Origin of the sequence: Tardiphaga sp., assembly GCF_028290495.1 — a bacterium.
GTDB lineage: Bacteria > Pseudomonadota > Alphaproteobacteria > Rhizobiales > Xanthobacteraceae > Tardiphaga.
On sequence record NZ_JAQGJT010000030.1, the window covers coordinates 29060 to 55215 of the forward strand.

Consider the following 26156-nt stretch of genomic DNA (forward strand, 5'->3'; position numbering starts at 1 on the left):
GATTGCATACCCTACACCCATCCTTCGACACGCGCACAAGAGCGCGCCGCCTGGATGGAGACTGGGGCGCGCGTTGGCTCAGATATGCTCGCCCCTCCCTTTTTGGCTAATCACCACCGAGCCCGGAAACAGCCGGCGGATCAGAATGTAGAAGATCGGCGTAAAGATCAGTCCGAACAACGTCACGCCGAGCATGCCGAAGAACACCGCGACGCCGACCGCCTGACGCATTTCGGAGCCGGAGCCGGACGAGATCACCAGCGGCAGCACGCCGAGAATGAAAGCGAACGACGTCATCAGGATCGGCCGAATGCGCAGCCGGCAGGCCTCGATCACGGCCTCGAGCTGTGGCCTGCCCTCGTACTCGATGTCGCGCGCGAATTCCACAATGAGGATCGCGTTCTTGGCGGCAAGGCCGACCAGCACAACGAAGCCGATCTGGGTCAGGATGTTGATGTCCTGCCCCATGATGCGGACGCCGATGGTGGCGGCGAGCAGGCACATCGGCACGATCAGGATCACCGCGAAGGGCAGCGACCAGCTGCCATATTGCGCGGCCAGCACCAGGAATACGAACAGCACGCAGATCGGAAACACGTAGAGCCCGGAATTGCCGCCGGTGGCCTGCTGGTACGACAGGTCGGTCCATTCAAACGTGAATCCGCTCGGCAACGTGTCGTCGGCGAGCTTCTTCATCGTCGCCAGCGCCGTCGCAGACGAGACGCCGGGCAGCGTGTCACCCTGGATTTCGGACGCCGGATAGAGATTGTAGCGCGCCACACGGTCCGGACCTGCAGTATCCCTGAAATTGATGACGCTGCCGAGCAGCACCATGTTGCCGTCGGTGTTGCGGGTCTGCAGTCGCGCCAGATCAGAGGTCTCCTTGCGGAACGGCAAGTCGGCCTGCGCGGTGACGTGATAGGTGCGGCCGAGGATGTTGAAGTCGTTGACATAGGAGGAGCCGAAATAGGTCTCGATCGCGTCGGTGACGTTCTGCACGGGCACGTTGAGCATCTGCGCCCTCTGGCGATCGACCTCGACGAACACCTGCGGCGTATTGGCGGTGAAAGGCGAGAACACCGCGGTGAGGCCGGGCGCCTTGCGTGCGGCGTTGACGAGTTCGTCGGTCGCCGCCGCCAGCAGGTCGGCGCCCCTGCCCTGGTTGTCGAGGATGCGCATCGCAAAGCCGCCGCCGGTGCCGATGCCCGGCACCGCGGGTGGCGGCACCACGATCACGACCGCACCTTGAATCGCAGCGAGGCGCTTGCGCAATTCGGCGGTGATGCCGTTGGCGGTCAGGCCATGCTTGGCGCGCTCCTCGGCATCGTCGAATACCGGAAACAAGGCAGCGGCATTGCTGGCCTGGGTACGCGTCGCGCCGTTGAAGCCGGCGAAGGACGGCACCCTGACGACACCCGGCACCTCCAGCGCGATGCGCTCGATCTCGCGGACGATCTCGGTAGTACGGGTCAGCGACGACGCGCCGGGCAATTGCACGACGACGATGACGTAGCCGCGGTCCTGCGCCGGAATGAAGCCCTGCGGCGTCGAATAGACCAGCCAGCCGGCCGAACCGATCAGCACCACATAGATCAGCAGCATGACCGCCGAATGCTTGATGACCCACCCCGCGGCGGTGCCGTAGCCGTGCGACAGTCTGTCAAAGCCGCGATTGAACGCGCCGGTGAAGGCACCCCAGCCACGCGCCAGAACATTCCAGCGCGCCGGTTCGCGCTTCTCGTGATGCGGCGTCAGGATCAACGACGCCAATGCCGGCGACAGCGTCAGTGAACAGAAGCAGGAGATCGCCGTGGCGACCGCGATGGTGATGGCGAATTGCTGGAAGAACTGTCCGGAAATGCCGCCGATGAAGGCAGTCGGCACGAACACCGCACACAGCACTAGCGCGATCGAGACCAGCGCGCCGCCGACCTCCTCCATCGTCCGCAACGCCGCGTCACGCCTGCTCTTGCCTTCCGACAAATGCCGCTCGACATTCTCAACCACGACGATGGCGTCGTCGACCACGATGCCGACCGCCAGCACGAGGCCGAACAGAGTGAGGTTGTTGATCGAAAATCCCAGCGCCGCCATGACTGCGAAGGTACCGACCAGCGACACCGGGATAGCGATGATCGGAATGATCGCCGGACGCCAGCCCTGCAGGAAGACCAGCACGACGACGACCACTAGCGCCATCGCTTCGTAGATCGTCTTGATCAGTTCGGAGACTGACTGCGCGATGAACTCGGTCGGGTTGTAGCCGATATTGTATTCAAGCCCTTTCGGGAAATCCTGCTTCAGCCGCGCCATCGTGTCGGACACCGCTTTGGCCGTGCCAAGCGCGTTCGATCCCGGGCGCTGCGAGACAGCGAGGCCGATCGCCGGCTTCTTCAACAGGAAGCTGTTGGTGGCATAAGCCAGCGCGCCGAGCTCGATGCGCGCGACATCGCGCAGCCGCGTGGTGCGGCCCTCAGCGCCTGCCTTGATGACGATGTTCTCGAATTGCCTGATATCCTTCAGACGGCCGGTAAAGATCAGGTTCGGTGCGAAGGCGCGATCGGTGATCGGCGGTTCGGCGATCTGACCGCCGGCAATTTGCAAATTCTGCGCACGCACCGCGGCGATCACCTCGCCCGCGGTCAGGCCGAGCGTGGCAATCTTGTCGGGATCGAGCCAAAGCCGCATCGAATAGTCGCGCGCACCGAAGATGGTGATGTCGCCTACGCCGTCGAGCCGCAGCAACTGGTCGCGGACCTGACGCAGCGCGTAGTTGGAAATGTAGAGCTGGTCGTAGGTGTCGTCGGGCGACAGCATGAACACGACCATCAGCAGGTCCGGACTGTTCTTGCGGGTGACGACGCCGACGCGTTGCACCTCTTCCGGCAGCCGCGGCTGCGCGATCGCGACGCGGTTCTGCACCAGCACCTGCGCCTTGTCCAGATCGGTGCCGAGCTTGAAAGTCACGGTGATGTTGAGCTGGCCGTTCGACGTGGCCTGGCTGTACATGTACAGCATGTCCTCGACGCCGTTGATCTCCTGCTCGATCGGCGTCGCGACGGTGTCCGACACCGTCTGCGCGGAGGCGCCGGGATATTGCGTGGTGATCACCACGGTGGGCGGAGCCACCTGCGGATACTCCGCGACCGGCAACGTTGTATAGGCCAGCGCGCCGACGATCAGCAGCACGATCGACAGCACCATCGCGAGGATAGGCCTGTTAATGGAGAGGCTGCCGAGGTTCATGGCTTGGCGCCAGCGGTTGGAGCGGCCGCGGCAGGCGTCGCTTGGGCAGCCGCCTTCGGCGTCACCTTGGCGCCGACCCGCGCGCGTTGCAGTCCATCGATGATCACACGGTCATCGGGCTTGAGGCCGTCGCGGATCACCCGCAGGCCGCGGTCCAGCGGGCCGAGCGTGACCGGCCGCGCTTCCACCGTATCGTCAGGCTTAACTACCATCACGATCTTGCGCGACTGGTCGGTGGCGACCGCGGCGTCTGGAATCAACAGCGCTTCGTATTGGCCACTGGCAATCACGCGGATGCGCCCGAACTGGCCGGGCAGGATCGACTGGTCCGTGTTGTCGACGACAGCGCGACCACGCAACGTGCCGGTGCCGGCATCAAGGCGGTTGTCGAGGAAGTCCATCTCGCCGGTGTGCGACGGCTTGGTCTCGCCGACCAGCGTGATCTCGACGGGATTGGGCGTATCACGCGAACTCGGCCGCTTGCCTTCGAACCACAGCCGGCTGTTGCGCTGATAGGTTGTCTCGTCCATGTCGAAATAGACATAGATCGGCGAGATCGAGACGATCGACGTCAGCAGCGTCGCGCCGGATTCACTGCCCTGCACGAGATTGCCGACGGAGACCAGATGGCGACTGACGCGACCATCGATCGGCGCGACCACCTTGGTATATTCGACATTCAGTTGCGCCTGCTTCAGCGCACCGTCGGCCTGCAGCACCAAGGCCTGCGCAGCGGACAACGACTGGGCGCGCTGATCGACGATGTTCTCGGAGATGGCCTGGGTCTTGATCAGTGTGGCAGCGCGGTCGAGCTCGCGCTGTGCCAGCAGTACTTTGGCCTTGGCGTCGTCGAGCTGGCCCTGCGCCTGTTCGGCGGCGGCTTCATATTGCCGAGGGTCGATCTCATATAGCAGATCGCCTGTTTTGACGACCGCGCCATCGACAAACGCCACGTTGGTGACAAAACCGGTGACGCGCGCGCGCACCTGCACCTGCTGAACCGCATCGAAGCGACCGGTAAATTCATCCCAGTCGGTGGTGAGGCGCTTGGTCGGCGGCGCGACCGTCACGGTCGGCGGCGGGGGCGCCGCCGCTTCTTCCTTCTTGCCGCAGCCTGCGAGCATCAACAGCGCCAGCACCATAGCACCCGGCGATAGCCCACAACGTCGAATAGCGTCGTCACGAAATCGTGACAGCTTCTCGGAATTTTCCAAAACACAACCCCCGCTAACGCTAGCGCACGGTGAACATTGATATTGGTACATCTGCGGCCTGCTTCAAGTACAAATATAATGCAGCGCCACCAAACCGACCTGTGCTTGCGCACAATGGGGCGATCCGCAGCATTTGAAACAAACCTGGTCGCCTGGGCTGCAAACGCGCGCGTCAGGAGCGCGAAGCCGACCCGTGGGCAGCGGCCGGATAATACGCTAGGATGCAGCCCCTTCATCCATAAAGGAAAACGCGTGTTATCTCTCGAACTCGGGATCGTCGCGGTCCTGATCGTCGTCAACGGCCTGCTCTCGATGTCGGAGCTGGCGATCGTGTCATCCCGCCCGGCCCGGCTCGCCGGCCTTGTCGAGAAAGGCGTCAGGGGTTCGCGCCGCGCACTGGCGCTGGCGTCCGATCCCGGCAAGTTCCTATCCACCGTGCAGATCGGTATCACGCTGATCGGCGTGCTGTCCGGCGCGATTTCCGGCGCCACGCTGGGGCTGCGCCTGACCGACTTGCTGCTCGAACTCGGTGTATCCAAAACGCTAGCCGATACGCTCGGCGTCGGCATCGTGGTCAGCATCATCACCTACGCCTCGCTCATCGTCGGCGAACTGGTGCCGAAGCAGATCGCCCTGCGCGATCCGGAGGCCGTAGCAGTACGCGTTGCGCCCGCAATGGTGATGCTGGCGAAAGTGTCATTGCCGCTGGTGTGGTTGCTCGACAGATCCGGCAAGGCGCTTCTGTGGCTGCTCGGGCACCGCGGCGAGGCCGAGGAAAAAATCAGCGAGGATGAAATCCGCACGCTGGTCACGGAGGCGGAGACCGCCGGCGTGCTCGAGCCCGGCGAGAAGGAAATGATCGCCGGCGTGATGCGGCTCGGCGATCTCCCGGTCGGCGCGATGATGACGCCGCGCCACGAAGTATCCATGATCGACCTTGCCGACGGGATCGCCGACATCCATGCGGTGATTTCCGGCAGCAATCATTCGCGCTTCGCGGTGTTCGACGGCGATGGCGACTCCGCGATCGGCATCATCCGGGCCAAGGACGTGCTTGATGTCTACCTCACCGGTCAGACGCCGGACTTGCGCGCGCTGGTTCGCGAAGCGCCGGTGATCCCGGATTCGGTGGACGCCCGCGACGTTGTCGCAATCCTCAGGGACTCGCCGGTGCATATGGGGCTCGTTCACGACGAATACGGCGTGTTCCAGGGCGTGGTGACGTCGGCCGATATCCTGGAATCGATCGTCGGCTCGTTCCACACCGAGGATGGTCCGGCCGAACCCGCCTTTCACCAACGCGAAGACGGCAGTTACCTGATCTCCGGCTGGATGCCGGCGATCGAATTCGCCGCATTGCTCAACATCGAACTGCCGCTGCAGCAGCGGCCGTACCAGACTTTCGCGGGATTCCTGCTGCAGGAATTCGGCAAGATCCCCGATGTCGGCGACCACGTTGTGGCTCACGCCTGGCGTTTCGAAGTGATGGATCTCGACGGCCGCCGCATCGACAAGGTGCTGGCGAACCACGCGGAGGAAATCGCGCTGGGGTGAGGCGCGCATCGCCTCATTCAAAGCACGCACCCATCACATATGAAGACGACCGCATTATTATCCAAGATATTTCATTTGCCTCATAAATAGCACCCCGCTACCTCTGCCCGCATAAAGGCCGTTGCGCATCAGGTGCAGCGGTCAGCAACAAGACTGCCTCAAGCGAAACGCTCAGGCTGCCGCTCACCGTCTGCGGTGTTGTGCAGGCTCCAAAGCGTTCGAGGTACACCAAGGGAGATGAGGAATGCTTCGACGCGACGTACTCGCCGGCATGGCGACGCTCGGCCTGACAACTGCCATCGGCAACCGGAACTCTTTCGCCGCTGACGAGGCGTCCATTCCCAAGATCGCCGGCCCGGATCTCAATACGACGCCGCCGACATTTCGCGCGCCCGCTGGAAGCGTTGACACCCATACGCATATTTTCGGCCCCGCCGCGGTCTATCCGTTTTCGCCGACCCGCCCTTACTCGCCGCCCGATGCTTCGCTGGAAATGTTTCGCAAGCTTCACGCCGACATCGGCGTCGAGCGCGCTGTCATCGTCAATGCGACCGTGCACGGCTTCGACAACCGCGTCGTTACCGACGCCATCGCGCAAAGCGACGGCAAGTATCGCGGCGTCGCCAACGTCAACAACGCGATGACGGATGCCGAACTGCTGGCGCTGGACAAAGCGGGTATCCGCGCCTGCCGCTTCGCCTTCGTGAAACGGCTGGGCGGCGTCGGCGACATGAAGGTGTTCCGCACCCTGGTCGATCGCGTTGCCGCGATCGGCTGGCACGTCGATGTCTATCTGGAAGCCGGAACGATCCGCGAATTCACGCCGATCCTGAAGGCGCTTCCGGTCACCTACGTGGTCGATCACATGGGCACCATCAGCGCCGCCAAGGGGCTCGACGATCCCGAGTTCAAGGCGCTGCTCGAACTGCAGGCCAGCGACGACAAGTGCTGGATGAAGATCACCGGCCTCGAACGTGCCTCGGCCGGCGGCGCGCCGTTCCACGATTCCGTGCCGTTCGCGAAACAGCTGATCGATAACGCGCCCGACCGCGTGCTGTGGGGCACCGACTGGCCGCATCCGAATGTCAAGATCATGCCCAATGACGGCACGCTGGTGGACCTGATCCCGCTCTATGCGCCGGACGCCGCGGTCCAGCGCAAGCTGCTGGTGACCAACCCGGAACGACTGTTCAAATTTGCCCCGGTGGGGTGATCGACGTCTGCCCGTACCCGGCTCTGCGGAGCGGCGCCAACAGCGCCGCACCGCGTCCGGGACACAATCCTTGTAGCTACAGCAGCTCAAGCACCATGTCCGCCGGGCGGCACAGTCGCGTGCCCTTCGGTGTCGTGACGATCGGCCGGTTCATCAGGACCGGATGCGCAAGGATGGCGTCGATCAGGGCGTCGTCGCCGAGCGAGGGATCGCCGAGCCCAAGCTCGCCATAGATCCGCTCCTTGTCGCGCAACAGTGCCCGCGCGCCGCCACCGATGGCGTCGATCAGCGCAACCAGTTGCTCACGATCCGGCGGGGACTTCAGATAGTCGACCACCATCGGCTCCACCCCTCTCTGCCGGATCATCGCAAGCGTGTTGCGCGATGTCCCGCAGGCCGGATTGTGAAAGATGGTGATCGTCATCGCGGGCGATGTCTACTCGATCACCCGGCCGAACTTGTTCGACGTCGGCAGTCCGGTCGCCATGCGGCCGGCATCGGCGCGATTGCCGCGCCAGTCGGCCAGTTCCTTCCAGGTCATCGAGCGCTCGCGACCCGCTGAATCCTTCCAGCTCAGACCTTCCTTCGCATTGAAGGTGGCGACGTCCGACAGGCCCGCGCCGGTGTATTTCTGCAGCCGCACGCCGCGGCCTCGCGTCATCTCCGGCACGTCAGCGAGCGGGAAGATCACCATCTTGTGGTTGGTGCCGATGACGGCGACCTGGTCGCTGCCTTCTGCGACCACCGTCAGCGCCCGCGCCTCGTTCGGCATCTCGACATTGAGGATCTGCTTGCCCTTGCGGGTGTTGCCGACGCAATCATCCTCGTTGACCATGAAGCCCTGGCCGTCATGGCTGGCGATCAGGAACTTGCGGCCGCCCTTGTGCACGAACAGCGAGACGATGGCGGCGTCGCCTTCCATGTCGATGAACATGCGGATCGGCTCGCCATGGCCGCGACCGCCAGGCAGCTTCGACACATCCAGCGCGTAGAACCGGCCATTGGTGGCCAGCAGCATCAGCTTGGAGGTGGTCTCGGCAAAGAACGCCTTGTCGAGTTTGTCGTCGGTCTTGAACACGAGGCCGGACGTGTCGGCGACGTGGCCCTTCAGCGTACGCACCCAGCCCTTGTCGGAAATGATCACCGTGACCGGCTCTCGCTCGACCAGCGACTCTTCCAGCGCAGCCAGATCGTGCTCCGGTGCGTCCGCAAACATGGTGCGGCGCTTGCCGAGCGGCGTCTTCGGCCCGAACAGGTCGCGCACACGGCGCACCTGCTCGCCGACCTTGCCCCACTGCTCGGTCTCGGACTTCAGGATCGCGTTGATGCCCTTCAGCTCGTCGCGAAGCTTCTTGTCCTCAGTGCGGATCTCGAATTCTTCCAACTTGCGCAAACTGCGCAGCCGCATGTTGAGGATCGCTTCGGCCTGGATGTCCGTCAGCGTGAACGCCTTCATCAGCACGGGCTTCGGCTCATCCTCGGTGCGGATGATCTTGATCACCTTGTCGATGTTCAGGTACGCGATCAGATAGCCGCCGAGCACTTCGAGGCGGTGCTCGATCTGGCCCTTGCGGTAGTTGGAGCGGCGCAGCAGCACGTCGCGCAAGTGGTCGAGCCATTCACGCAAGACTTCGGCGAGGCCGAGCACCTTGGGGATGCGGCCCTTGACCAGCACGTTGAGGTTCAGCGGGATCTTGCTCTCGAGCTCGGTGAGCCGGAACAGCGATTCCATCACCAGTTCGGGGTCGACCGTCTTCGATTTCGGCTCGATGACGATGCGGACGTCCTCGGCGGACTCATCGCGGATGTCGCCGAGCAGCGGCAGCTTCTTGTCGTTGAGCAATTCGGCGATCTTCTCGATCAGCCGAGACTTTTGCACTAGCCAGGGGATCTCGGTGACGACCACGGTCCACATGCCGCGGGCGCCCTCCTCCAGGTGCCACTTGGCGCGGGTGCGGAACGAGCCGCGCCCGGTCGCGTAGGCCTCGGCGATGCTCTCCTTGGAATCGATGATGATGCCGCCAGTCGGGAAATCCGGACCCTTGACCCAGCGCAGCAGCGCCTTCGACTTGGCGTCCGGCTTCTCGATCAGATGCAGCGCGGCGTCGCACAGTTCAGCGGCGTTGTGCGGCGGAATCGCGGTGGCCATGCCGACGGCAATGCCCTGCGATCCGTTCGCCAGCAGGTTCGGGAAGCCGCCCGGCAGCACCGAGGGCTCTTTGGTCTGGCCGTCATAGTTCGGGCGCAGCTCGACGGCGTCCTCGTCGATCCCCTCCAGCAGCAGGCGGGCGACATCGGTCATCCGCGCTTCGGTGTAGCGGTAGGCCGCAGCGCTATCGCCGTCGATATTGCCGAAATTGCCCTGGCCGTCGACCAGCGGATAGCGCGAGGAGAAGTCCTGCGCCAGACGCACCAGCGCGTCATAGATCGACTGGTCGCCGTGCGGATGGAACGAGCCCATCACGTCGCCGACGATCTTGGCGGATTTCTTGAACGGCGTGCCGGGGTCCAGCCGCAGCAGCCGCATACCGTAAAGGATGCGGCGATGCACCGGCTTCAGCCCGTCGCGGGCGTCCGGCAATGCGCGATGCATGATGGTCGAGAGCGCGTAAGCGAGATAACGCTCCTCGAGCGCGTCGCGCAGCATCACCTCGTGGATCTCAGCCGGCTCCGGCGGAATCAGTCTTTTTCCCATGCGCAGGGGTTAGCGTCAGATGGCCTACGGGGCAAGAAATGAATCGAACAACATTTTGGTTCAAATAGCAGCCGAACGCGCCAGATGCCTGAATACGGTATTGATGAACCCGTCGCGGGCATCGGAGTGCCCCTTCCCGCGCGGTTCCAGCACGTTGCGCAGCAGAAAGCGGCCGGTGAGGTCGAAGCCGTCCTGCAGGTCCTGGTCGGACCAGCTGTTCTGTCCGCCCCCGCCGCTTTCGCGCAAGAACGGCGGCAGCCGCATCAGGCGGTCGCGCCAGGGTTCGCCGGCGATCCGCGACACCGCGCCACCGGACTTTGGTGAGACGTAAATCAGATCGGTGGTGGCGCCCGTGGCGGCGCAGTTCTCCAGATCGAGCCCGAAGCCGAGTTCGGTGAGCATCGCCAGCTCGAAGCGCACAACGTGAATCGCGGCCTCGCTGACATCGTCGAAATCATTCAGGATGCGTTCCAGCATCTCGTAAATATCCTCATGCGGATCACGCTCCGGCAGCAGCCGCGCCAGTGACGCCAGATGCGTGACGCCATAGACCGCATGGCCGGACGCCAGCACGGTGGCAGCGCGCATCCTTGTAGCTTCCATCAGGTAATAGCCGAGCTGTTCGTCGATCCGCGCCCGCCAGGTTGCGCGCACGCTGTTGCCGGGCTGCAGCATCGGCCGCATCTTCGACCCCGCGCCGCCGCGCACCATGCCGAGATGGCGGCCGTGGTCGCGGGTCAGCAGCTCGACAATGGCCGAGGACTCGCCATGCTTGCGCACCCCTAGCACGATGCCTTCGTCGGTCCATTCCATGACCGTCTTTTACCATCTTGCGGGCAAAGCTGCGAGGCCGGAACGGTCCTTGCGCGAGGGCCGGCGATTACGCGTTGAACCAGTCTTTCGCGTCGCCGGTGAAGGCGTAATACAGCCCTGCTCCCGTCAGCGCGCAGGAGATGATCTCAATCACGCTGTCGAACTGCAGGCCATAGATGCCCAGAATCTGCAGCAGCGACAGCACCGAGAACACCAATGACGCCGTCAGCATCCAGCGCGGCCAGCTCTTGCGGCCCCGCGCTGCAAGATTCACCAGAAACACGAACAGCAGCAGCATGCTGGCGGCGACGATATTCGCCGCCAGAACGGTGCTCTCGCTCATGCCCGCATCGCTCGTACGGTCCTGAAACGCGATCGACACCGCGTCGAGCGTCAGCGACGCATACAGCAGAACTTCGAAATAGAAGACGTTTTTCGGCAAGTTCTTCGACGAGCTGTGCGGACCATTATTGCTGGAAATCGCCATCAGGTCTGACTGCTATTCTTTCGGGAATTCGAGGCCCATTTCGCGGTAGCGGTTGGGGTCATCGCCCCAGTTCTCGCGCACCTTGACGAACAGGAACAGATGCACCGGCACGCCGGCGATCTCGGCGATCTCCTTGCGGGAGTCCGCGCCGATCGACTTGATGGTCGCGCCGCCCTTGCCGAGCACGATCTTGCGCTGGCTTTCGCGCTCGACAAAGATCGTCTGCTCGATGCGGATCGACTTGTCCTTGCGCTCGGTCCAGCTGTCGGTCTCCACCGTCGACTGATACGGCAATTCCTGATGCAGCTGGCGGAATATCTTTTCGCGGGTAATTTCGGCCGCGAGATGCCGCATCGGCGCGTCCGACATCTGGTCTTCGGGGTAGTGATACGGGCCGTCCGGCACGTCCTTCGCCAGCCGCTTGCGCAGATCGTCGACGCCGTCGCCGGTCATGGCGGAGATCATGAAAGTCTCGACGAACTTCATGCGCTCGTTGGCGGCCTGCGCCAGTTTCAACAGCTTCTCCTTGGAAACGATGTCGACCTTGTTGATGACCAGGAATTTCGGATGATTGACCTGTTCGAGCCTGGAGAAGATCGCCTCTGCCTCCTCATCGATACCCTCGCGGGCGTCGAGCAGGATGCAGACGAGGTCGGCGTCATGCGCGCCGCTCCAGGCGGTCTTGACCATCGCGCGGTCGAGCCGGCGCTTCGGCAGGAAGATGCCGGGCGTATCGACCAGGATGATCTGGGCGTGGTCCTCGATGACGATGCCGCGGATCAGCGCGCGCGTGGTCTGCACCTTGCGCGACACGATCGTGACCTTGGAGCCGACCAGCGCATTGACCAGCGTGGACTTGCCGACATTGGGCGCGCCGATCAGCGCGACGAAGCCGCAGCGGGTGTCTGCCGGCATCGCGTGAGCTTCCTCATGCGCCTCGGTGTGGGATTCGTCGTCGTGTTCGGCTTCGGTCACAAAATCATCCTTCATTGCCGCCACTGGCGACGCCTTCGCGCGCGATCATCGCCTGCGCGGCTGCTTTCTCGGCGGCACGCTTGCTGCCGCCCTCACCTTCGGCTGGATCGAGGCCTTTGACATCCACCGCGATCTTGAAATGCGGATCGTGGTGGGGGCCGGAGCGCTCGACCTCGCGATACACCGGCGTCGGCAGGCCCCTGCCCTGCGCCCATTCCTGCAACACCGTCTTGGCGTCGCGCAACGGCCGCACCGGCTTGCGCATCCGCTCGACCCAGTTGCGCTGCACGAATTCTTCCGCCGCGGGATAGCCGCCATCGAGAAAGATCGCGCCGATCACCGCCTCGCAGATGTCGCCAAGCACCGATTTGCGCAATCTCGCCCCGGCGCCCGCGCCGACGCTGCCGAGCTTGATGACGTCGAGCAGGCCGAGCGCGCGCGCGACATCGGCACAGGTTTCCTTGCGAACGAGATCGGCTAGCCGTTTGGAGAGTTCACCTTCGTCGCCGGCCGGAAAGGCGCGGTACAGCATGTCGGAGACCACGAGGCCGAGCACGTGATCGCCGAGAAATTCAAGCCGCTGGTAGCTGTCGCCGCGGTTGCGCGCCGACTTCAGCGCCGAGACGTGGGTAAAGGCGGTGGAGAGAAGCGTGGCGTCCTTGAAGACGTAGCCGATCCGGATTTCGATCTCGGCGGCGGCGACCTTCAGCGCAGCGTTCTTGCGCTTCTTTTTCGCCGCGGCGGATTCCGGGATGGCGTCGACAGGCAGACTCGCTTCGTCGGCTCTCGGCGCGGTATCGTTGGGGATGTTGCTGTCGTCCTTCATCGCACGATGGAGAAGATGCGATTCCAGCGCACCGCCGTCGGCCAGCGCCAGATCTGCCATGCCTGCTCACCCTCGGCGATCGAGAAGAAGATCATCTGGGCGCGGCCGACGATGTTCTCGAACGGCACGTAGCCCACGGCCGACAGCACGCGGCTGTCGGTGGAGTTATCGCGGTTGTCGCCCATCATGAAGAAGTTGCCGGGCGGCACGGTGTAGATGTTGGTGTTGTCGTAGAATCCATTGTCGACGCAATCGAGCGACTCATAGGTAACGCCGTTGGGCAACGTCTCCTTCCAGCGCTTGACGCGCGCGGTGGCGTCGGAGCCGCACGGATCCTCGCCGACGAAGTCGGACAGCCGCTCGCGCTGCACCGGCTTCTCGTTGATGTAGAGCAGCCCCTCTTTCATCTGGATGCGGTCGCCGGGCAGCCCGATCACGCGCTTGATGTAATCGGTGGTGTCGTCCTTGGGCAGCCGGAATACGACGACGTCGCCACGTGAAGGCTCGGAGCCGAAGATGCGGCCGGAGAAGATCGGCGGCGACAGCGGGATCGAATAATGGCTGTAGCCATAGGAATATTTCGAGACGAACAGGTAGTCGCCGACCAGCAGGGTGGCCTTCATCGAGCCCGACGGGATGTTGAACGGCTGGAACAGGAAAGTCCGGATCACCAGCGCAATCAGCAGCGCGTTAATGACGACGCGGATGGTCTCGCCGACGCCGCCTTCGGTCTTGGTTCCGGATGTCACACTCATGGCTTTCCCGATTTCCGTCGCGGTCGCCGCGCCGCTGGTGATGTGTCTCACGCGAAAATGGCGACGCGATGAGAAAAGGCTATGATTCTGATGTTTAGAGCGAATGGCGGCGCAAACCCAGAGGGTCCAGACGCATTCGACCCGGCTGCAGGCAGATGCCAGCTTTTAGCGGTTTGTTGGCTGCGCCGCAATCAACGGAACCGTTATCCGGTTCGGTAAAACCGGCTAAAGTTATGATAAATCGATGAAATTTAAGCTGATCGGGCAATTTCGGCCGGTGGTGGCGCGGTTCAGCCCTAAACGGCGATCTCCGCCGAAATGATCACGAACGCCTGCGCCAGCGGCCAGTCGTCGGTGATGGTCAGGTCGATCCTCGCCTCAAAGCCGGCCGGGGTCAGCTCCTGCAGCCGGGTCAGCGCGCCGCCGGTCAGCAGCATGGTCGGGCGGCCACCGGGCAGATTGACCACGCCCATGTCGCGCCACCAGACGCCCTGGCGAATACCGGTACCGAGCGCCTTGGAACAGGCTTCCTTCGCAGCGAAACGCTTCGCGTAGGTCGCGACCAGCATCTTCTCGTTTTTGGCGCGGCGCTGCGCCTTCGCCCGCTCGGCATCGGTAAAGATGCGGTCGAGGAAACGGTCGCCGTGGCGCTCGATCACCTTGGCGACGCGCGTGATGTCGATCAGGTCGTTGCCGATACCGATAATCATGCGTGCCTCTTCAACGTGTGTACATCAGACGGTTTGCTGCTTTACGATAGCGCGGCAGGGGGAAGCATGGTCGTTCAGTCAGTTCGCGTCGAGCGGCGGGTCGATCTTGACTGGATCCGCATCGCCGCCTTCGGCCTGCTGATCCTGTACCACGTCGGCATGGTTTTCGTGCCGTGGTATTATCACGTCAAGAGCACACATCTGGTCCCCGCACTGCTGCCGTTCATGCTCGCGCTTAACCCTTGGCGACTCGGCCTGCTGTTCGTGGTTGCCGGCGCCGCGACCCGGTTCATGGCGGCGAATGCGACGCCGGGTGCCCTCACCGCCAGCAGGTCGCTGAGATTGCTGCCGCCGCTACTGTTCGGCATGCTCGTGATCGTGCCGCCGCAATCCTACTGGGAGGTCGTGGCGCGCCAGCTTTACGCGCACGACTTCGTGGCATTTTACACGCAACACTATCTCGCATTCGCCAAGCAGTTCTGCAGCAGCGGCCCTTGCCTGATACTGCCAACCTGGAACCACCTGTGGTTCGTTGCTTATCTCTGGATCTACACGCTCATCGCGATGCTGCTCGTCACCTTGTTTCCCGGCGGCGTGCTACGCACAGAATCGGCGCTCGTGCGTGGGCTGTCAGGGGTTGGACTGATGGTTCTACCGGCGATGGTTTTCGGGACGTACCGTCTGGCGCTACTTCCTTTATTCCCCCCGAACAATGCGCTGGTCGGCGACTGGTACAACCACGCCCTGTATCTTTCGATGTTCACGCTCGGCTACCTGATCGCCCGCGCGGAACCGGTGTGGGACTTGATGGTCAAGCAGCGCTGGACAGCGCTGGGGATTTCCGTAGCCGTCTTCGCCAGCTATCTTCTCGCGCGTTGGCAATGGCCGCCCGGCGCGCTTCGCGGTGCTTGGCGATTCTACGAGGGGACCGCCTACGGGCTTTATCAATGGAGTTGTATTGTCGCTGTGCTGGGCTTCGGACGGCGCTGGATTACCCGGGATTCCGCCGCACGGCGCTACCTGACGGACGCCATCTTTCCCTATTACGTCGTGCACCAAACGGTGATCGTCGGCGTCGCCTTTGCGTTGCGCGATTCAGGCTTCACCGCCGCCCAGGAAGCGACCTTCATTATCTCGGCCACCGCCGCCAGTTGCGCGCTGACTTACGAAATGGTCAGGCGAGCGCGCTGGCTGCGGCCTTTGTTCGGGCTAAAATTGCAGGGCGCAGCCACGTGACGGCCAGTCACCCCCGCCCCCGCGCCATCGCCGCGCGCATTAGGCGCACGGTCTCGCCGAGGCCGACGAACAGCGCCTCGCCCATCATGAAGTAGCCGATGTTCAACTCGCGGATCTGCGGCAACGCAGCGATGGTCTCGGCCGTCGCATAATCCAGCCCATGGCCGGCATGAACTTCGAGCCCGGCCGACCGCGCCAGTTCGACGCCGGCGACGATGCGCTGCCATTCGCTGGCAGCTTTAGCCGTCTCGCCATCGGTGATGGCGTCGCACCAGGCGCCGGTATGCAGTTCGATCACCGGCGCGCCGAGCTTGGCGGCCATCTCGATCTGTTTGGGATCCGCCGCAATGAACAACGAGACACGGACGCCGGCATCGCCGAAGCGGGCGATCGATGGCGCAAGCGACTCGCGCTGGCCGACAACGTCGAGCCCGCCTTCGGTGGTCAGCTCCTCGCGCCGCTCCGGCACCAGGCAGACCGCGTGCGGCTTGGTCGCCAGCGCGATCCGCACCATGTCCGGCGTCGCCGCCATCTCGAAATTCAGCGGCTTCGAGATCTCCGCCTTGAGCCGGATCATGTCGTCGTCGCGGATGTGGCGGCGGTCCTCGCGCAGATGCGCGGTGATGCCGTCGGCGCCGGCCTCAATCGCCGCCAGCGCGGCGCGCACGGGATCGGGACGCAGCCCTCCCCGCGCATTGCGCAAGGTGGCGACGTGATCGATGTTGACGCCGAGGCGCAACGGCAAAAGCTTGGTCATGACGGCATTCCGGGGATCTTCAAGAAGACGCTATCCGTTGACGCGCTCGACCTTGGCAACGACGGCCTTGGCGCGCAACTGGTTGATGATAGCGCTGAGATGCTTGAGGTCATAGACCTCGATATCGATGTTCTGTTCGGTAAAATCGGGCGAACGGCGATGCATGCTGATATTGTCGATGTTGCCGTCGTGATCGGCGATGACCTGGGCAATCTGCGCGAGACTGCCGGGCTCGTTGACGTTCTGCACGAACAAACGCGCCGGGAAGCGCTGCGGCGAGGATTCGTCGATGTCCCATTTAACGTCGAGCCAGCGCTCCGGCTCTTCCTCGAAATCCTTCAGCGCCGGTGATTGGATCGGATAAATGGTGATGCCCTCGCCCGGCGAAATGATGCCCACGATGCGGTCGCCCGGCACGGCGCCGCCATTGGGGGCGAACTTGATCGGCAGGTTCGAATCCAGCCCGGTGATGGGAATGATCGAGGTGAAGCGCGCGGCGCCGTCGGGCGTCTTGACCCTGTCCGCCGTGGCCTTCCTGTTGCTGGTGGCAAAGCGGCCGATGCGCTCTTCCTTGTAGTCCGGATACATCGCACGCGCGACGTCGGAGGCGCGCAGTTCGCCGCGGCCAACGGAGGCCATCACGTCATCGATCGTGGACCGCGCCAGCCGCGGCAACGCGCCCTTGAGCTGGTCGTCGGCGTATTCCATCTTGGCGCGCGCAAATAGTCGCTCGACGATGCGGCGGCCGAGCCCGGCGTATTGGTCGCGCACCGCGGTGCGCGTCGCGCGGCGGATCGCGGCGCGGGCCTTGCCGGTGACGGCGAGCGATTCCCACGCCGAGGGTGGCGCCTGCTGCGCGGCAGAGGTCAGCACCTCGACCTCGTCGCCATTCTGCAACTCCGATGACAGCGGCGCAAACTTGCCGTTGATCTTGCAGCCCACCGCGCTGTTGCCGACGTCGGTATGCACAGCGTAGGCGAAATCGACCACGTTGGCGTTGCGCGGCAGCGCGATCAGCTTGCCCTTCGGTGTGAAGCAGAACACCTGATCGTGGAACAGTTCGAGCTTGGTGTGCTCGAGGAATTCTTCGGGATTGGTGCTTTCTGACAGAATGCCGATGGTATGGCGCAGCCAGGAGAAGGCGTTGGATTCGCGCTTCAGCATCTCGGTCGGCGAGCCGATACCATCCTTGTAGAAGGCGTGCGCGGCGATGCCGTATTCGGCGATCTGGTTCATGTCCTCGTCGCGGAACTGAAGCTCAACGCGCTGGTTGCCCGGCCCGATCACCGTGGTGTGCAGCGAACGATAATCGTTCTGCTTCGGCGTCGAGATGTAGTCCTTGAATCGACCGGGCACCACGGGCCACGTGGTGTGCACCACGCCGAGCGCGCGGTAGCAGGCCTCGGTATCCTTCACGACGACGCGGAAGCCGAAAATGTCGGACAATTGCTCGAAGCCGACCGACTTGCGCTTCATCTTGGTCCAGATCGAAAACGGCCGTTTGCGCCGGCCACTGACGCGGGCAAGGATGCCGTTCTTCTCCAGATTATTGGAGAGCTGGCTTTCGATCATGCCGATCAGGTTGCGGTTGCGCTCGGCCAGCGCGTCGAGCCGCGCCATCACCACCGTATAGGCCTCGGGATCGAGCACCTTGAAGGACAGCTCCTCGAGCTCCTCGCGCATTTCCTGCATGCCCATGCGGCCGGCCAGCGGCGCATAGATGTCGAGCGTTTCCTCGGCGATACGGCGACGCGACGCTGGCGGCATGAACTCCATCGTCCGCATGTTGTGCAGGCGGTCGGCGAGCTTGATCAGCAGCACGCGAACGTCATCGGCGATCGCCAGCAGCAGCTTGCGGAGGTTCTCTGCCTGCTTGGCCTCGCGGGACACCAGTTCGAGCCGCTTCAGCTTGGTCAGGCCCTCGACCAGCGCGCCGATCTCGGCGCCGAACAGCCGGTCGATCTCGGCGCGGGTCGCCTCGGTGTCCTCGATGGTGTCGTGCAGCAGCGCAGCGACGATGGTGGCGTCGTCGAGCTTGAGGTCGGTGAGGATCGCTGCAACTTCAAGTGGATGGGTAAAGTAAGGATCGCCCGACGCACGCGTCTGCTCGCCATGCGCGACCATCGCATAGACGTAAGCGCGGTTGAGCATGTCCTCGTCGGTGTCAGGATTATACGAACGCACCCGCTCGACGAGATCGTACTGCCGTATCATCCGTGCGCGTGACGCGCGCGGCGCCTTGACCGCAACTGTGCCGGGCGCGACAGGCGTCGCCGATGCCTCGGCTGCGACGATGTCGCTAGCCGCCTGCATCTGCCGTGAACTACGGCGCGTCGCCATCGATCCCTCGTTTCATCACGTTCGCCAGCGCGAACTCATTGTGCATATCAAGTTTGCCCTGAAAGTGTCCGCAAAAGCAAAGGCCCGGACAATCTGTCCGGGCCTTGTCGAAGAATTGATGTTCGCGAAGGTTAAGCGAACGATGCAGATACCACCGTTACTCGTCTTCCTCGGGCTGCTCTTCCGGCGGCGCCAGGCCTTCGAGGCCCTTGAGGAGTTCTTCTTCGGTCATGCGCTCGACCGCGACTTCGGTGTCGTCGGCATCGACGCTGGCGCCGGCCGAACCAATCAGCGGAATGGTGTCCGGCTCCGGCTCGTCGACTTCAACGAACTTCTGCAGCGAATGCACCAGCTCCTCGCGGAGGTCTTCCGGCGAAATCGTCGAATCGGCGATCTCGCGCAGCGACACGACGGGATTCTTGTCATTGTCGCGGTCGATGGTGAGCGGAGCCCCCGACGAGATCATGCGGGCGCGGTGCGCCGCCAGCAGAACCAGATCGAACCGGTTATCGACTTTATCGATGCAATCTTCGACGGTGACGCGCGCCATTAACTGTCGCTCCGTTATGTGGGGGCCGGGAAATGATGATTATGCGTGCTAGGTATAGGGGCTTTGCAGTTTCTGCAAGAAGCAAATTGGCAATTGGCCAATTCCCCCCTATCTGATACCCCATCATAGTACCCCATCGGGGTCCGCAAAGGTGCCCTTCTTCTCCGACCGCCAAACCGCGCCGCGACCACCAAAAGGCTTCATTGCGCGAGCAAGGAGAGAGCTATCGCCCGTTTTTACATCCAGTGGGTAACCCGGACCGAATCGATCCGACCGTGATCAGATGGATGTCTGCTTGCAACGCGCGGCAAGAATTATCCCCGCGCCAAAAACATTAACAACAACAAACCACGTGAGAAACTTGATGTCCGCCACATCTGACAAGATCGCGCTCTTTATTGATGGCGCCAACCTGTATGCCACCGCCAAGACGCTTGGTTTCGACATCGACTACAAGCGCCTGCTCAAGGAATTTCAGAGCCGCGGCAAGCTGGTTCGGGCGTTTTATTACACCGCGATCATCGAGGACCAGGAATATTCGTCGATCCGGCCGCTGATCGACTGGCTCGATTACAACGGCTACACCGTGGTCACCAAGGCGACCAAGGAGTTCATCGACGCGTCGGGCCGCCGCAAGGTCAAGGGCAACATGGACATCGAACTCGCGGTCGATGCAATGGAACTGGCGGAGCATGTCGATCAGATCGTGCTGTTCTCCGGGGATGGCGATTTCCGCTCGCTGGTGGAAGCCGTGCAGCGCCGGGGCGTCCGCGTCACCGTGGTCTCGACGATTGCCAGCCAGCCGCCGATGATCGCAGACGAGCTGCGCCGCCAGGCTGACGTCTTCACCGACCTGACGGAGCTGCAGTCCAAGCTCGGCCGTGACCCGGCGGAACGTCCGGCGCCCCGCCACCAGACACCGCAATTCCTGCAGCGTCCCGTCAGCAACGAATCTACCACCGCTGACAACGAATTCGAAGACTGAGATCGTGCCGGCGACAACGCTTGCGGCTGCCGCCGGAACTCCCACCGATCCCGGCCGCAATTGCCCGCTCTGCCCGCGGCTGGTCGAATATCGCCACGCGGTGCGGGAACGCGATCCCCAGGGCTTCAACGCGCCGGTGCCGTCATTCGGCGATTCCAGCGCGGCGCTGCTGATCGTCGGCCTCGCGCCCGGCGTACAGGGCGCCAACCGCAGCGGGCGGCCGTTCACCGGCGACTATGCCGGCGACCTGCTCTACGCCACCTTGCTGGAATACGGTTTTGCCTCCGGTACCTACCAGGCGCGGCCCGATGACGGACTGATTCTGCACGACTGCCGCATTACCAATGCGGTGCGCTGCGTGCCGCCGCAGAACAAGCCCCTGCCCGTCGAGATCACCACCTGCCGGCCGTTCCTGATCGCCACGATGGAGATGATGCCGCGGCTGCGCGCGATCGTGCTGCTCGGCCGTGTCGCGCACGACACGATGCTGAAGACGCTCGGCATTCGCGCGGTACTCGCGCCGTTCTCCCACGGAGCGGTGCACGACGCCGGCCGGTTCAAGCTCTACGACAGCTATCACTGCTCGCGCTACAACACGAACACGCGGGTGCTGACCCCCGACATGTTCCGCAGCGTGTTCGCGCGGGTAAAAGCGGATTTGGCAAAAGGATAGACCCGTTTCCTGGACGCAACGCACTTGCGCAGGATCCCGGTTGAATTCCGGCCCAACGGGAGGCCGGATCAGCAGCTTCAGGCCGGATTGTTCTTCAGCCATTCCAGCACGTCGCCGGCATTACGGTCCGGCGGAAACACCGGATAGAACACGTGGGTGATCCTGGCGTCGTCGATGATCAGGGCCATGCGCCTGATCATGGTGAGGTCTGCGACATCCATGGTCGGTAGGTCGAGCGTATGCACAAGCTCAAGTTGCTCGTCCGACAGCACCGGAAACGGCAGATGCAGCCGCGACGCCATCTCGGTCTGATAGTCGTTGCTCTGCGTCGATAGCCCGAACACGTGGCTGGCGCCGGCCGCCTTGAGCTCGGCAAACAGGTCGCGGAATGCGCAGGTCTGTGGGGTGCAGCCGCGCGCGCCGGGGATCATGTCCCAGTCGTCGACCAAGGCGATCTTGCCGGGCTCGCCGGTGCGCGGATAGCCGAACACAACAGTACGGCCCTTGAGCTCCGAAAGCACGACGGCAGTGTCGTTGGTGGCGCGCAACGAGACCGGCGGGATCGTCATGCCGACCAGATGGGCAGCAGCACCGTCGTCTTCCGGCGCCGGGATCTTGCTCCAGTCGACTTCGAGCAGGCTCGGTTGGGTCATGCTGACGGCTCCATTATCCCCGCGCCCGCATGAGACGGCCCTTCTCGCGACCCCAGTCACGATCCTTCTCGCTGGCACGCTTGTCGTGCAACTGCTTGCCCTTGGCCAGCGCGAGTTGAAGCTTCACCCGGCCGCGCTCGTTGAAATACATTTTGAGCGGCACCAGGGTCATGCCCTGGCGCTCCACCGCGCCCATCAGCTTGTTGATCTGCTTGCGATGCATCAGAAGCCGTCGTGGCCGCTTCGGCTCGTGGTTGAAGCGGTTGGCCTGCAGATATTCCGGAATGTTGCAGTTGATCAGCCAGATCTCGCCGTCCTTGGGGTCGGCATAGGATTCCGCGATCGTCGACTTGCCGTTGCGGATCGATTTGACCTCGGTGCCGGTCAGTTCAATGCCGGCCTCGAGCGTATCCTCGATAGCATAGTGGAATCGCGCCTTGCGGTTTTCCGCGATCACCTTGATCGGGCGCTCTTTCTTTTCAGCCATCTTCAGGTGCCCCGGCGTTATCTTGAAAACATAAGGTCGATAACGCGCGCTTCAAGCGGAGGCTTACGCCTTCTTGAGCAAGTCGCGGATCTCGGTCAACAGCTCTTCTTCGCGCGTCGGCTTGGCCGGCTCTGCGGGCTTTGCCGCATCGTTGCGCTTCAGCTTGTTCATGAAGCGGATCACCATGAACAGCACGAAAGCGATGATGGCGAAGTTGATGGTCAAAGTGAGGAAGTTGCCCCAGGCCAGCACGGCGCCCTGCTTCTTGGCGTCGGCCAGATTGGTCGCCGTCACCGTCTTCGCCAAGCCGGTGAAGTAATTCGAGAAATCGAGGCCGCCGGTGATGGCGCCGACGATCGGCATGATGATGTCGGCCACCATCGAAGTGACGATGGCGCCGAACGCCGCACCGATGATCACGCCGACGGCGAGATCAACCACGTTGCCCTTCATGGCGAATTCACGAAATTCCTTCAGCATGTGCAATTCCTCGTTTCAAAAACAGTCAAAATTACATCCATCGCAAAACGCGATGAGCTAGTTGAGCAGTCCGGCATAGACCATCGCGTCGCGGATCACCTTGCCGGTCGGCGGCGTTACCGCCAACAGCGGCAGTCGCACTTCCTCGTGAACGCGGCCGAGCAGCTTGAGGCCGTGCTTGGCGCCCGCCAGGCCCGGCTCCATGAAGATGGCGTCATGCAACGGCGTCAGACGGTCCTGGATCTGGAGGGCGCCGGCATAGTCGCCCTTCAGCACCGCGGCCATCAGCTCGGCGCACGGCTTCGGCGCGACATTGGCAACGACCGAAATACAGCCGTGGCCGCCCGCCGCCATATAGGCCAGCGCCGTCATGTCCTCGCCGGACAGCTGGATGAAGTCCGGCCCCATCGCGTGGCGCTGCTGCGAGACGCGGGCGAGGTTGGCGGTGGCATCCTTGACGCCGGCAATGTTCTTCAACTCGAACAGCCGCGTCATGGTGGCGACCGACATGTCCACGACCGAGCGCGGCGGGATGTTGTAGATCAGGATCGGAATGCCGATCGCGTCGTTCACCGCCTTGAAGTGCTGGTACATGCCTTCCTGGGTCGGCTTGTTGTAATACGGCGTCACCACCAGCACGGCATCGGCGCCGGCCTTCTCGGCGTGCTTTGCCAGTTCGACCGCCTCGCGGGTCGAGTTCGAGCCGGCGCCGGCAATCACGGGCACGCGGCCGCGGGCCTCATCGACGCACCATTCGACGACCTGCATGTGTTCCTTGTGGCTCAGCGTCGGGCTCTCGCCGGTGGTGCCGACCGGGACCAGGCCGTTGGTACCCTCTTCGATCTGCCAGGAGACCAGCGCGCGGAACGCGGCCTCGTCGAGCGCACCATCTTTGAACGGCGTGACCAAGGCAGTGTACGACCCCCGAAAATCTGTCTTGGCTGCCATGTCATTCTCCGAACGCGATGCGGCCTGCGCCGTCTGCTAAACCGATGGACCGAACACTAACTTCTATCGGGTCTCCGGGTCAGGCGAAAGACCGCCGATCCGGCTTTGCGGGCGTTTCAGCCGCGATTTCGCCGCTGTGATCGGGCAGACAGGGCGTTACGGTTAAAAATTGACGTTTTGTCCATATTTCCAATCAAATACAGCTGTGAAGAACGGCCGTCGCTGTGATTCGCCACGAGGGAATGCCGTGAAGCGACTCGCCCCCATTTCCACCCATCGATGGACGGCGCTCGGCGCCAGCCTGATGCTGGGCGTCAGCGTCGGCGCTTTGTCGGTCGAGGCTTTCGCCAAGGTTCCGCTGCCGAAGCCACGGCCGATCGCGCGCAGCGCGGCGCCGGCAACGACAGCCGCGATTACCCCCCCGCGCCCGACGGCCGTCGATCAGACCAGCCGCGCGCCGGCGATCCAGCCGGCGACGCGCCAGCATGCCGCTTTGCCGCCTGCGGTAAAACGCACCATTTCACCCGCCGCGATGGCCGCAACCTCCTCCACGCCGCAGGCTGACGGCGAGGCGGTCGAGAACGTCATCGAGCTGATCCGCAAGCGCAAACCGGTCGATGCCTCGCAGGTTGCGCAGGGCATCGGCGACCCCGTCGCGCGAAAACTGGCCGAATGGCTGATCCTGCGCAGCGACGACAATGGCGCCACGGTCGAGCGCTACCGTGCTTTCCTCGCCGCCAATCCGAGCTGGCCATCGCAAACCTTCCTGCGCCGCCGTGCCGAGGCAGCGCTGTGGGACGACCGCCGCGACGACGATACCGTCCTGGCCTATTTCAGGGATGAGAAGCCGCTGTCGGCGAAGGGCAAGTTTTCGCTGGCGCGCGCACTGATCGCGCGCGGCGACCGCGCCAGTGCCGAGCGGCACGTGCGCGACGCCTGGCGCAACGATTCGATGTCCGGTGATACCGAAGCGCTCGCGCTCGACCTGTTCGGCGCGTTGCTGTCGGGTGGCGACCACAAGGCGCGGATGGACCTGCTGCTGTATGGCAGCGAAACCGACGCGGCGTTACGCGCCGCCAAGCGGCTCGGCAGCGGCCAGATGGCACTGGCGCGTGCGCGTATCGGCGTCACCAAGAAATCCCCGAACGCCAAGGCGCTGCTGGGCGCGGTGCCAAGCGAGTTGCACAGCGATCCCGGCTTCATGTTCGCGAAAATCCAGCAGCTGCGTCGCGACGAGAACTTCGGCGAGGCCGCGCGATTGATGATGGCGGCGCCGCGCGATCCCGCGCGGTTGTACAATCTCGACGAATGGTGGATCGAGCGTCGGCTGCTGTCGCGCAAGATGCTGGACGTCGGCGAGCACCGCTCAGCCTATATCATTGCGCGCGATGCCGCCCTGCCCGCCCGCGATATCTACAAGACCGAACAGGAATTCACCGCCGGCTGGATCGCGCTGCGCTTCCTGAAGGATCCCGCGACCGCCGCGCAGCATTTCGCGCGAATCGGCGTCGGCAGCGTCAATCCGACGGCGCTGGCGCGGGCCGGCTACTGGCAGGGCCGCGCCGCCGAAGCCGCCGGCCGCCCTTCGGATGCGCGACAGGCCTATGCCGCCGCCGCCGAGCAATCCACCAGCTATTACGGTCAGCTCGCCCGCGCCAAGCTCGGCATGCCGCAGATCGATTTGAATGGCGCGCCAAGCGCGCGCGGCCGCAGCGTCGAACGGCTCGAAGTCGTCCGTGCGGTGCAGTTGCTCTATGCGCTGGACGAGCGCGAGATCGCGATTCCCATTTTTGGCGACATGGGCGAGAACGGCGATCCCGACGCGCTGGTGGGCCTGGGCGAACTCGCTTCGCGCAACTCTGACGCCCGCGGCATGCTGTTGCTCGGCAAGGCGGCGCTCAATCGCGGCCTGCCGTTCGATTTCTACGCCTACCCGACCATGGGCATCCCGCCCTTCAAGCCGATCGGCCCCGAGGTCGAGCGCGCCGTCGTCTATTCGATCGCGCGGCAGGAAAGCGCGTTCAATCCGGCGGTGGTCTCGCCGGCCAATGCCTACGGCCTGATGCAGGTCACGCCGGGCGCCGCGCAATACGTCACCAAGAGGCACGGCGGCACCTTCGACCTCAACCGGCTGAAGACCGACTCGGTCTACAACGCCACGTTGGGCGCCGCCGAACTCGGCGGGCTGCTCGACGACTATCGCGGCTCCTACATCATGACCTTCGCGGGCTACAACGCCGGCCGCGGCAGCGTGCGCAAATGGATCGAGCGCTACGGCGACCCCAGGGATCCCAAGGTCGATGCGGTCGACTGGGTCGAATCGATCCCGTTCTCCGAGACCCGCAACTACGTGCAGCGGATCATGGAAAACCTGCAGGTCTACCGCGCCCGGTTCGGCGGCGGCTCCAAGCTGCAGATCGAAGCCGACCTGCAGCGCGGCAGCGCCGAATAGCCAACCTCTACCGATCTTTCGCAGGACTAATTTAGCAAACGCGGCGCTCGCGGCGCGAGGCGGACACGCGCCCGCCATGTACGCTTCGCTTATCCGCCTGTGGCTAC

The 26156-nt window shown here is 63.5% G+C and carries 23 protein-coding genes; 6 read left to right on the forward strand and 17 right to left on the reverse strand.

The window, feature by feature from the left end:
• Window positions 1–78: 78 nt before the first annotated feature.
• Together JWQ24_RS05800 and JWQ24_RS05805 are read right to left on the reverse strand one after the other, a co-directional pair.
• Complete coding sequence (locus JWQ24_RS05800; RefSeq protein WP_299805521.1) at window positions 79–3246, reverse strand: multidrug efflux RND transporter permease subunit; 3168 nt, start codon at window positions 3244–3246, stop codon at window positions 79–81.
• On the reverse strand, window positions 3243–4370 hold the full coding sequence (locus JWQ24_RS05805) for an efflux RND transporter periplasmic adaptor subunit (RefSeq protein ID WP_299805574.1): 1128 nt from the start codon (window positions 4368–4370) through the stop codon (window positions 3243–3245). The genes JWQ24_RS05800 and JWQ24_RS05805 overlap by 4 nt, the downstream gene beginning before the upstream one ends.
• Window positions 4371–4712: 342 nt before the next feature.
• Here JWQ24_RS05805 and JWQ24_RS05810 point away from each other — a divergent pair, with 342 nt between their 5' ends.
• Together JWQ24_RS05810 and JWQ24_RS05815 are read left to right on the forward strand one after the other, a co-directional pair.
• A complete protein-coding gene (locus tag JWQ24_RS05810; RefSeq protein ID WP_299805524.1) occupies window positions 4713–6014 on the forward strand; it encodes a hemolysin family protein in 1302 nt (433 codons plus the stop codon).
• 244 nt (window positions 6015–6258) lie between these two features.
• Complete coding sequence (locus JWQ24_RS05815; protein WP_299805527.1) at window positions 6259–7227, forward strand: amidohydrolase family protein; 969 nt, start codon at window positions 6259–6261, stop codon at window positions 7225–7227.
• A 76-nt stretch (window positions 7228–7303) separates the two neighbouring features.
• Here JWQ24_RS05815 and arsC read toward each other — a convergent pair whose 3' ends face one another.
• The 8 genes from arsC to acpS all read right to left on the reverse strand — a co-directional run bounded on the left by arsC (window position 7304) and on the right by acpS (window position 14488).
• Complete coding sequence (gene arsC / locus JWQ24_RS05820) at window positions 7304–7651, reverse strand: arsenate reductase (glutaredoxin) (RefSeq protein ID WP_299805530.1); 348 nt, start codon at window positions 7649–7651, stop codon at window positions 7304–7306.
• Between the two features lie 12 nt (window positions 7652–7663).
• Window positions 7664–9922 carry a DNA topoisomerase IV subunit A gene (gene parC / locus JWQ24_RS05825; protein WP_299805532.1) on the reverse strand — a complete coding sequence of 753 codons (2259 nt, stop codon included), beginning with the start codon at window positions 9920–9922 and terminating at the stop codon, window positions 7664–7666.
• Between the two features lie 60 nt (window positions 9923–9982).
• Complete coding sequence (gene recO / locus JWQ24_RS05830) at window positions 9983–10735, reverse strand: DNA repair protein RecO (protein WP_299805534.1); 753 nt, start codon at window positions 10733–10735, stop codon at window positions 9983–9985.
• A 67-nt stretch (window positions 10736–10802) separates the two neighbouring features.
• On the reverse strand, window positions 10803–11222 hold the full coding sequence (locus tag JWQ24_RS05835) for a hypothetical protein (protein WP_299805536.1): 420 nt from the start codon (window positions 11220–11222) through the stop codon (window positions 10803–10805).
• A gap of 12 nt (window positions 11223–11234) precedes the next feature.
• Window positions 11235–12137: a GTPase Era gene (gene era, locus JWQ24_RS05840; RefSeq protein WP_299805576.1), complete on the reverse strand. Its 903-nt coding sequence runs from the start codon at window positions 12135–12137 to the stop codon at window positions 11235–11237.
• A gap of 64 nt (window positions 12138–12201) precedes the next feature.
• Window positions 12202–13023, reverse strand: coding sequence for a ribonuclease III (gene rnc / locus JWQ24_RS05845; protein WP_299805578.1), 822 nt, complete (start codon window positions 13021–13023; stop codon window positions 12202–12204).
• Window positions 13020–13778, reverse strand: a complete 759-nt coding sequence (lepB, locus tag JWQ24_RS05850; RefSeq protein WP_299805539.1) for a signal peptidase I — start codon at window positions 13776–13778, stop codon at window positions 13020–13022. The genes rnc and lepB overlap by 4 nt, the downstream gene beginning before the upstream one ends.
• 296 nt (window positions 13779–14074) lie before the next feature.
• Entirely contained in the window at window positions 14075–14488 is a 414-nt protein-coding gene (acpS, locus tag JWQ24_RS05855; RefSeq protein WP_299805542.1) for a holo-ACP synthase, read from the reverse strand.
• A gap of 66 nt (window positions 14489–14554) precedes the next feature.
• On the opposite strand from acpS, the gene JWQ24_RS05860 reads away from it, so the two are divergent.
• Window positions 14555–15724 (forward strand): acyltransferase family protein, encoded by a 1170-nt coding sequence (locus JWQ24_RS05860; protein WP_299805544.1) that lies wholly within the window; start codon window positions 14555–14557, stop codon window positions 15722–15724.
• A gap of 7 nt (window positions 15725–15731) precedes the next feature.
• Here the strand turns inward: JWQ24_RS05860 and JWQ24_RS05865 are convergent, their stop codons facing one another.
• From JWQ24_RS05865 to rpoZ, 3 genes are all read right to left on the reverse strand, one after another.
• Window positions 15732–16481, reverse strand: a complete 750-nt coding sequence (locus JWQ24_RS05865; RefSeq protein ID WP_299805547.1) for a pyridoxine 5'-phosphate synthase — start codon at window positions 16479–16481, stop codon at window positions 15732–15734.
• Window positions 16482–16511: 30 nt separating this feature from the next.
• Complete coding sequence (locus JWQ24_RS05870) at window positions 16512–18821, reverse strand: bifunctional (p)ppGpp synthetase/guanosine-3',5'-bis(diphosphate) 3'-pyrophosphohydrolase (RefSeq protein ID WP_299805550.1); 2310 nt, start codon at window positions 18819–18821, stop codon at window positions 16512–16514.
• Window positions 18822–18978: 157 nt separating this feature from the next.
• Window positions 18979–19371: a DNA-directed RNA polymerase subunit omega gene (gene rpoZ, locus JWQ24_RS05875; RefSeq protein ID WP_299805552.1), complete on the reverse strand. Its 393-nt coding sequence runs from the start codon at window positions 19369–19371 to the stop codon at window positions 18979–18981.
• Window positions 19372–19735: 364 nt separating this feature from the next.
• Here rpoZ and JWQ24_RS05880 point away from each other — a divergent pair, with 364 nt between their 5' ends.
• Together JWQ24_RS05880 and JWQ24_RS05885 are read left to right on the forward strand one after the other, a co-directional pair.
• Window positions 19736–20356, forward strand: coding sequence for an NYN domain-containing protein (locus JWQ24_RS05880; RefSeq protein WP_299805554.1), 621 nt, complete (start codon window positions 19736–19738; stop codon window positions 20354–20356).
• 4 nt (window positions 20357–20360) lie between these two features.
• Window positions 20361–21029, forward strand: a complete 669-nt coding sequence (locus JWQ24_RS05885) for a uracil-DNA glycosylase (RefSeq protein WP_299805556.1) — start codon at window positions 20361–20363, stop codon at window positions 21027–21029.
• Between the two features lie 77 nt (window positions 21030–21106).
• Here JWQ24_RS05885 and JWQ24_RS05890 read toward each other — a convergent pair whose 3' ends face one another.
• The 4 genes from JWQ24_RS05890 to dapA form a co-directional block, all read right to left on the reverse strand.
• A complete protein-coding gene (locus JWQ24_RS05890) occupies window positions 21107–21682 on the reverse strand; it encodes a peroxiredoxin (RefSeq protein WP_299805558.1) in 576 nt (191 codons plus the stop codon).
• A 13-nt stretch (window positions 21683–21695) separates the two neighbouring features.
• A complete protein-coding gene (smpB, locus tag JWQ24_RS05895) occupies window positions 21696–22169 on the reverse strand; it encodes an SsrA-binding protein SmpB (RefSeq protein WP_299805560.1) in 474 nt (157 codons plus the stop codon).
• A gap of 63 nt (window positions 22170–22232) precedes the next feature.
• Complete coding sequence (mscL, locus tag JWQ24_RS05900) at window positions 22233–22649, reverse strand: large conductance mechanosensitive channel protein MscL (RefSeq protein WP_299805562.1); 417 nt, start codon at window positions 22647–22649, stop codon at window positions 22233–22235.
• Between the two features lie 57 nt (window positions 22650–22706).
• Window positions 22707–23597, reverse strand: coding sequence for a 4-hydroxy-tetrahydrodipicolinate synthase (gene dapA, locus JWQ24_RS05905; protein WP_299805564.1), 891 nt, complete (start codon window positions 23595–23597; stop codon window positions 22707–22709).
• A 304-nt stretch (window positions 23598–23901) separates the two neighbouring features.
• Here dapA and JWQ24_RS05910 point away from each other — a divergent pair, with 304 nt between their 5' ends.
• Window positions 23902–26049: a lytic transglycosylase domain-containing protein gene (locus JWQ24_RS05910; RefSeq protein ID WP_299805580.1), complete on the forward strand. Its 2148-nt coding sequence runs from the start codon at window positions 23902–23904 to the stop codon at window positions 26047–26049.
• Window positions 26050–26156 lie beyond the last annotated feature (107 nt).

What these genes read in the sequence shown, in the direction of transcription:
- JWQ24_RS05800 (WP_299805521.1), bottom strand. Translation starts at nt 3,246, where the DNA reads ATGAACCTCGGCAGCCTCTCCATTAACAGGCCTATCCTCGCGATGGTG.
- JWQ24_RS05805 (WP_299805574.1), bottom strand. Translation starts at nt 4,370, where the DNA reads ATGCTCGCAGGCTGCGGCAAGAAGGAAGAAGCGGCGGCGCCCCCGCCG.
- JWQ24_RS05815 (WP_299805527.1), top strand. Translation starts at nt 6,259, where the DNA reads ATGCTTCGACGCGACGTACTCGCCGGCATGGCGACGCTCGGCCTGACA.
- arsC (WP_299805530.1), bottom strand. Translation starts at nt 7,651, where the DNA reads ATGACGATCACCATCTTTCACAATCCGGCCTGCGGGACATCGCGCAAC.
- parC (WP_299805532.1), bottom strand. Translation starts at nt 9,922, where the DNA reads ATGGGAAAAAGACTGATTCCGCCGGAGCCGGCTGAGATCCACGAGGTG.
- recO (WP_299805534.1), bottom strand. Translation starts at nt 10,735, where the DNA reads ATGGAATGGACCGACGAAGGCATCGTGCTAGGGGTGCGCAAGCATGGC.
- JWQ24_RS05835 (WP_299805536.1), bottom strand. Translation starts at nt 11,222, where the DNA reads ATGGCGATTTCCAGCAATAATGGTCCGCACAGCTCGTCGAAGAACTTG.
- era (WP_299805576.1), bottom strand. Translation starts at nt 12,137, where the DNA reads ATGCCGGCAGACACCCGCTGCGGCTTCGTCGCGCTGATCGGCGCGCCC.
- rnc (WP_299805578.1), bottom strand. Translation starts at nt 13,023, where the DNA reads ATGAAGGACGACAGCAACATCCCCAACGATACCGCGCCGAGAGCCGAC.
- lepB (WP_299805539.1), bottom strand. Translation starts at nt 13,778, where the DNA reads ATGAGTGTGACATCCGGAACCAAGACCGAAGGCGGCGTCGGCGAGACC.
- acpS (WP_299805542.1), bottom strand. Translation starts at nt 14,488, where the DNA reads ATGATTATCGGTATCGGCAACGACCTGATCGACATCACGCGCGTCGCC.
- JWQ24_RS05860 (WP_299805544.1), top strand. Translation starts at nt 14,555, where the DNA reads ATGGTCGTTCAGTCAGTTCGCGTCGAGCGGCGGGTCGATCTTGACTGG.
- JWQ24_RS05865 (WP_299805547.1), bottom strand. Translation starts at nt 16,481, where the DNA reads ATGACCAAGCTTTTGCCGTTGCGCCTCGGCGTCAACATCGATCACGTC.
- JWQ24_RS05870 (WP_299805550.1), bottom strand. Translation starts at nt 18,821, where the DNA reads ATGGCGACGCGCCGTAGTTCACGGCAGATGCAGGCGGCTAGCGACATC.
- rpoZ (WP_299805552.1), bottom strand. Translation starts at nt 19,371, where the DNA reads ATGGCGCGCGTCACCGTCGAAGATTGCATCGATAAAGTCGATAACCGG.
- JWQ24_RS05880 (WP_299805554.1), top strand. Translation starts at nt 19,736, where the DNA reads ATGTCCGCCACATCTGACAAGATCGCGCTCTTTATTGATGGCGCCAAC.
- JWQ24_RS05890 (WP_299805558.1), bottom strand. Translation starts at nt 21,682, where the DNA reads ATGACCCAACCGAGCCTGCTCGAAGTCGACTGGAGCAAGATCCCGGCG.
- smpB (WP_299805560.1), bottom strand. Translation starts at nt 22,169, where the DNA reads ATGGCTGAAAAGAAAGAGCGCCCGATCAAGGTGATCGCGGAAAACCGC.
- mscL (WP_299805562.1), bottom strand. Translation starts at nt 22,649, where the DNA reads ATGCTGAAGGAATTTCGTGAATTCGCCATGAAGGGCAACGTGGTTGAT.
- dapA (WP_299805564.1), bottom strand. Translation starts at nt 23,597, where the DNA reads ATGGCAGCCAAGACAGATTTTCGGGGGTCGTACACTGCCTTGGTCACG.
- JWQ24_RS05910 (WP_299805580.1), top strand. Translation starts at nt 23,902, where the DNA reads ATGCTGGGCGTCAGCGTCGGCGCTTTGTCGGTCGAGGCTTTCGCCAAG.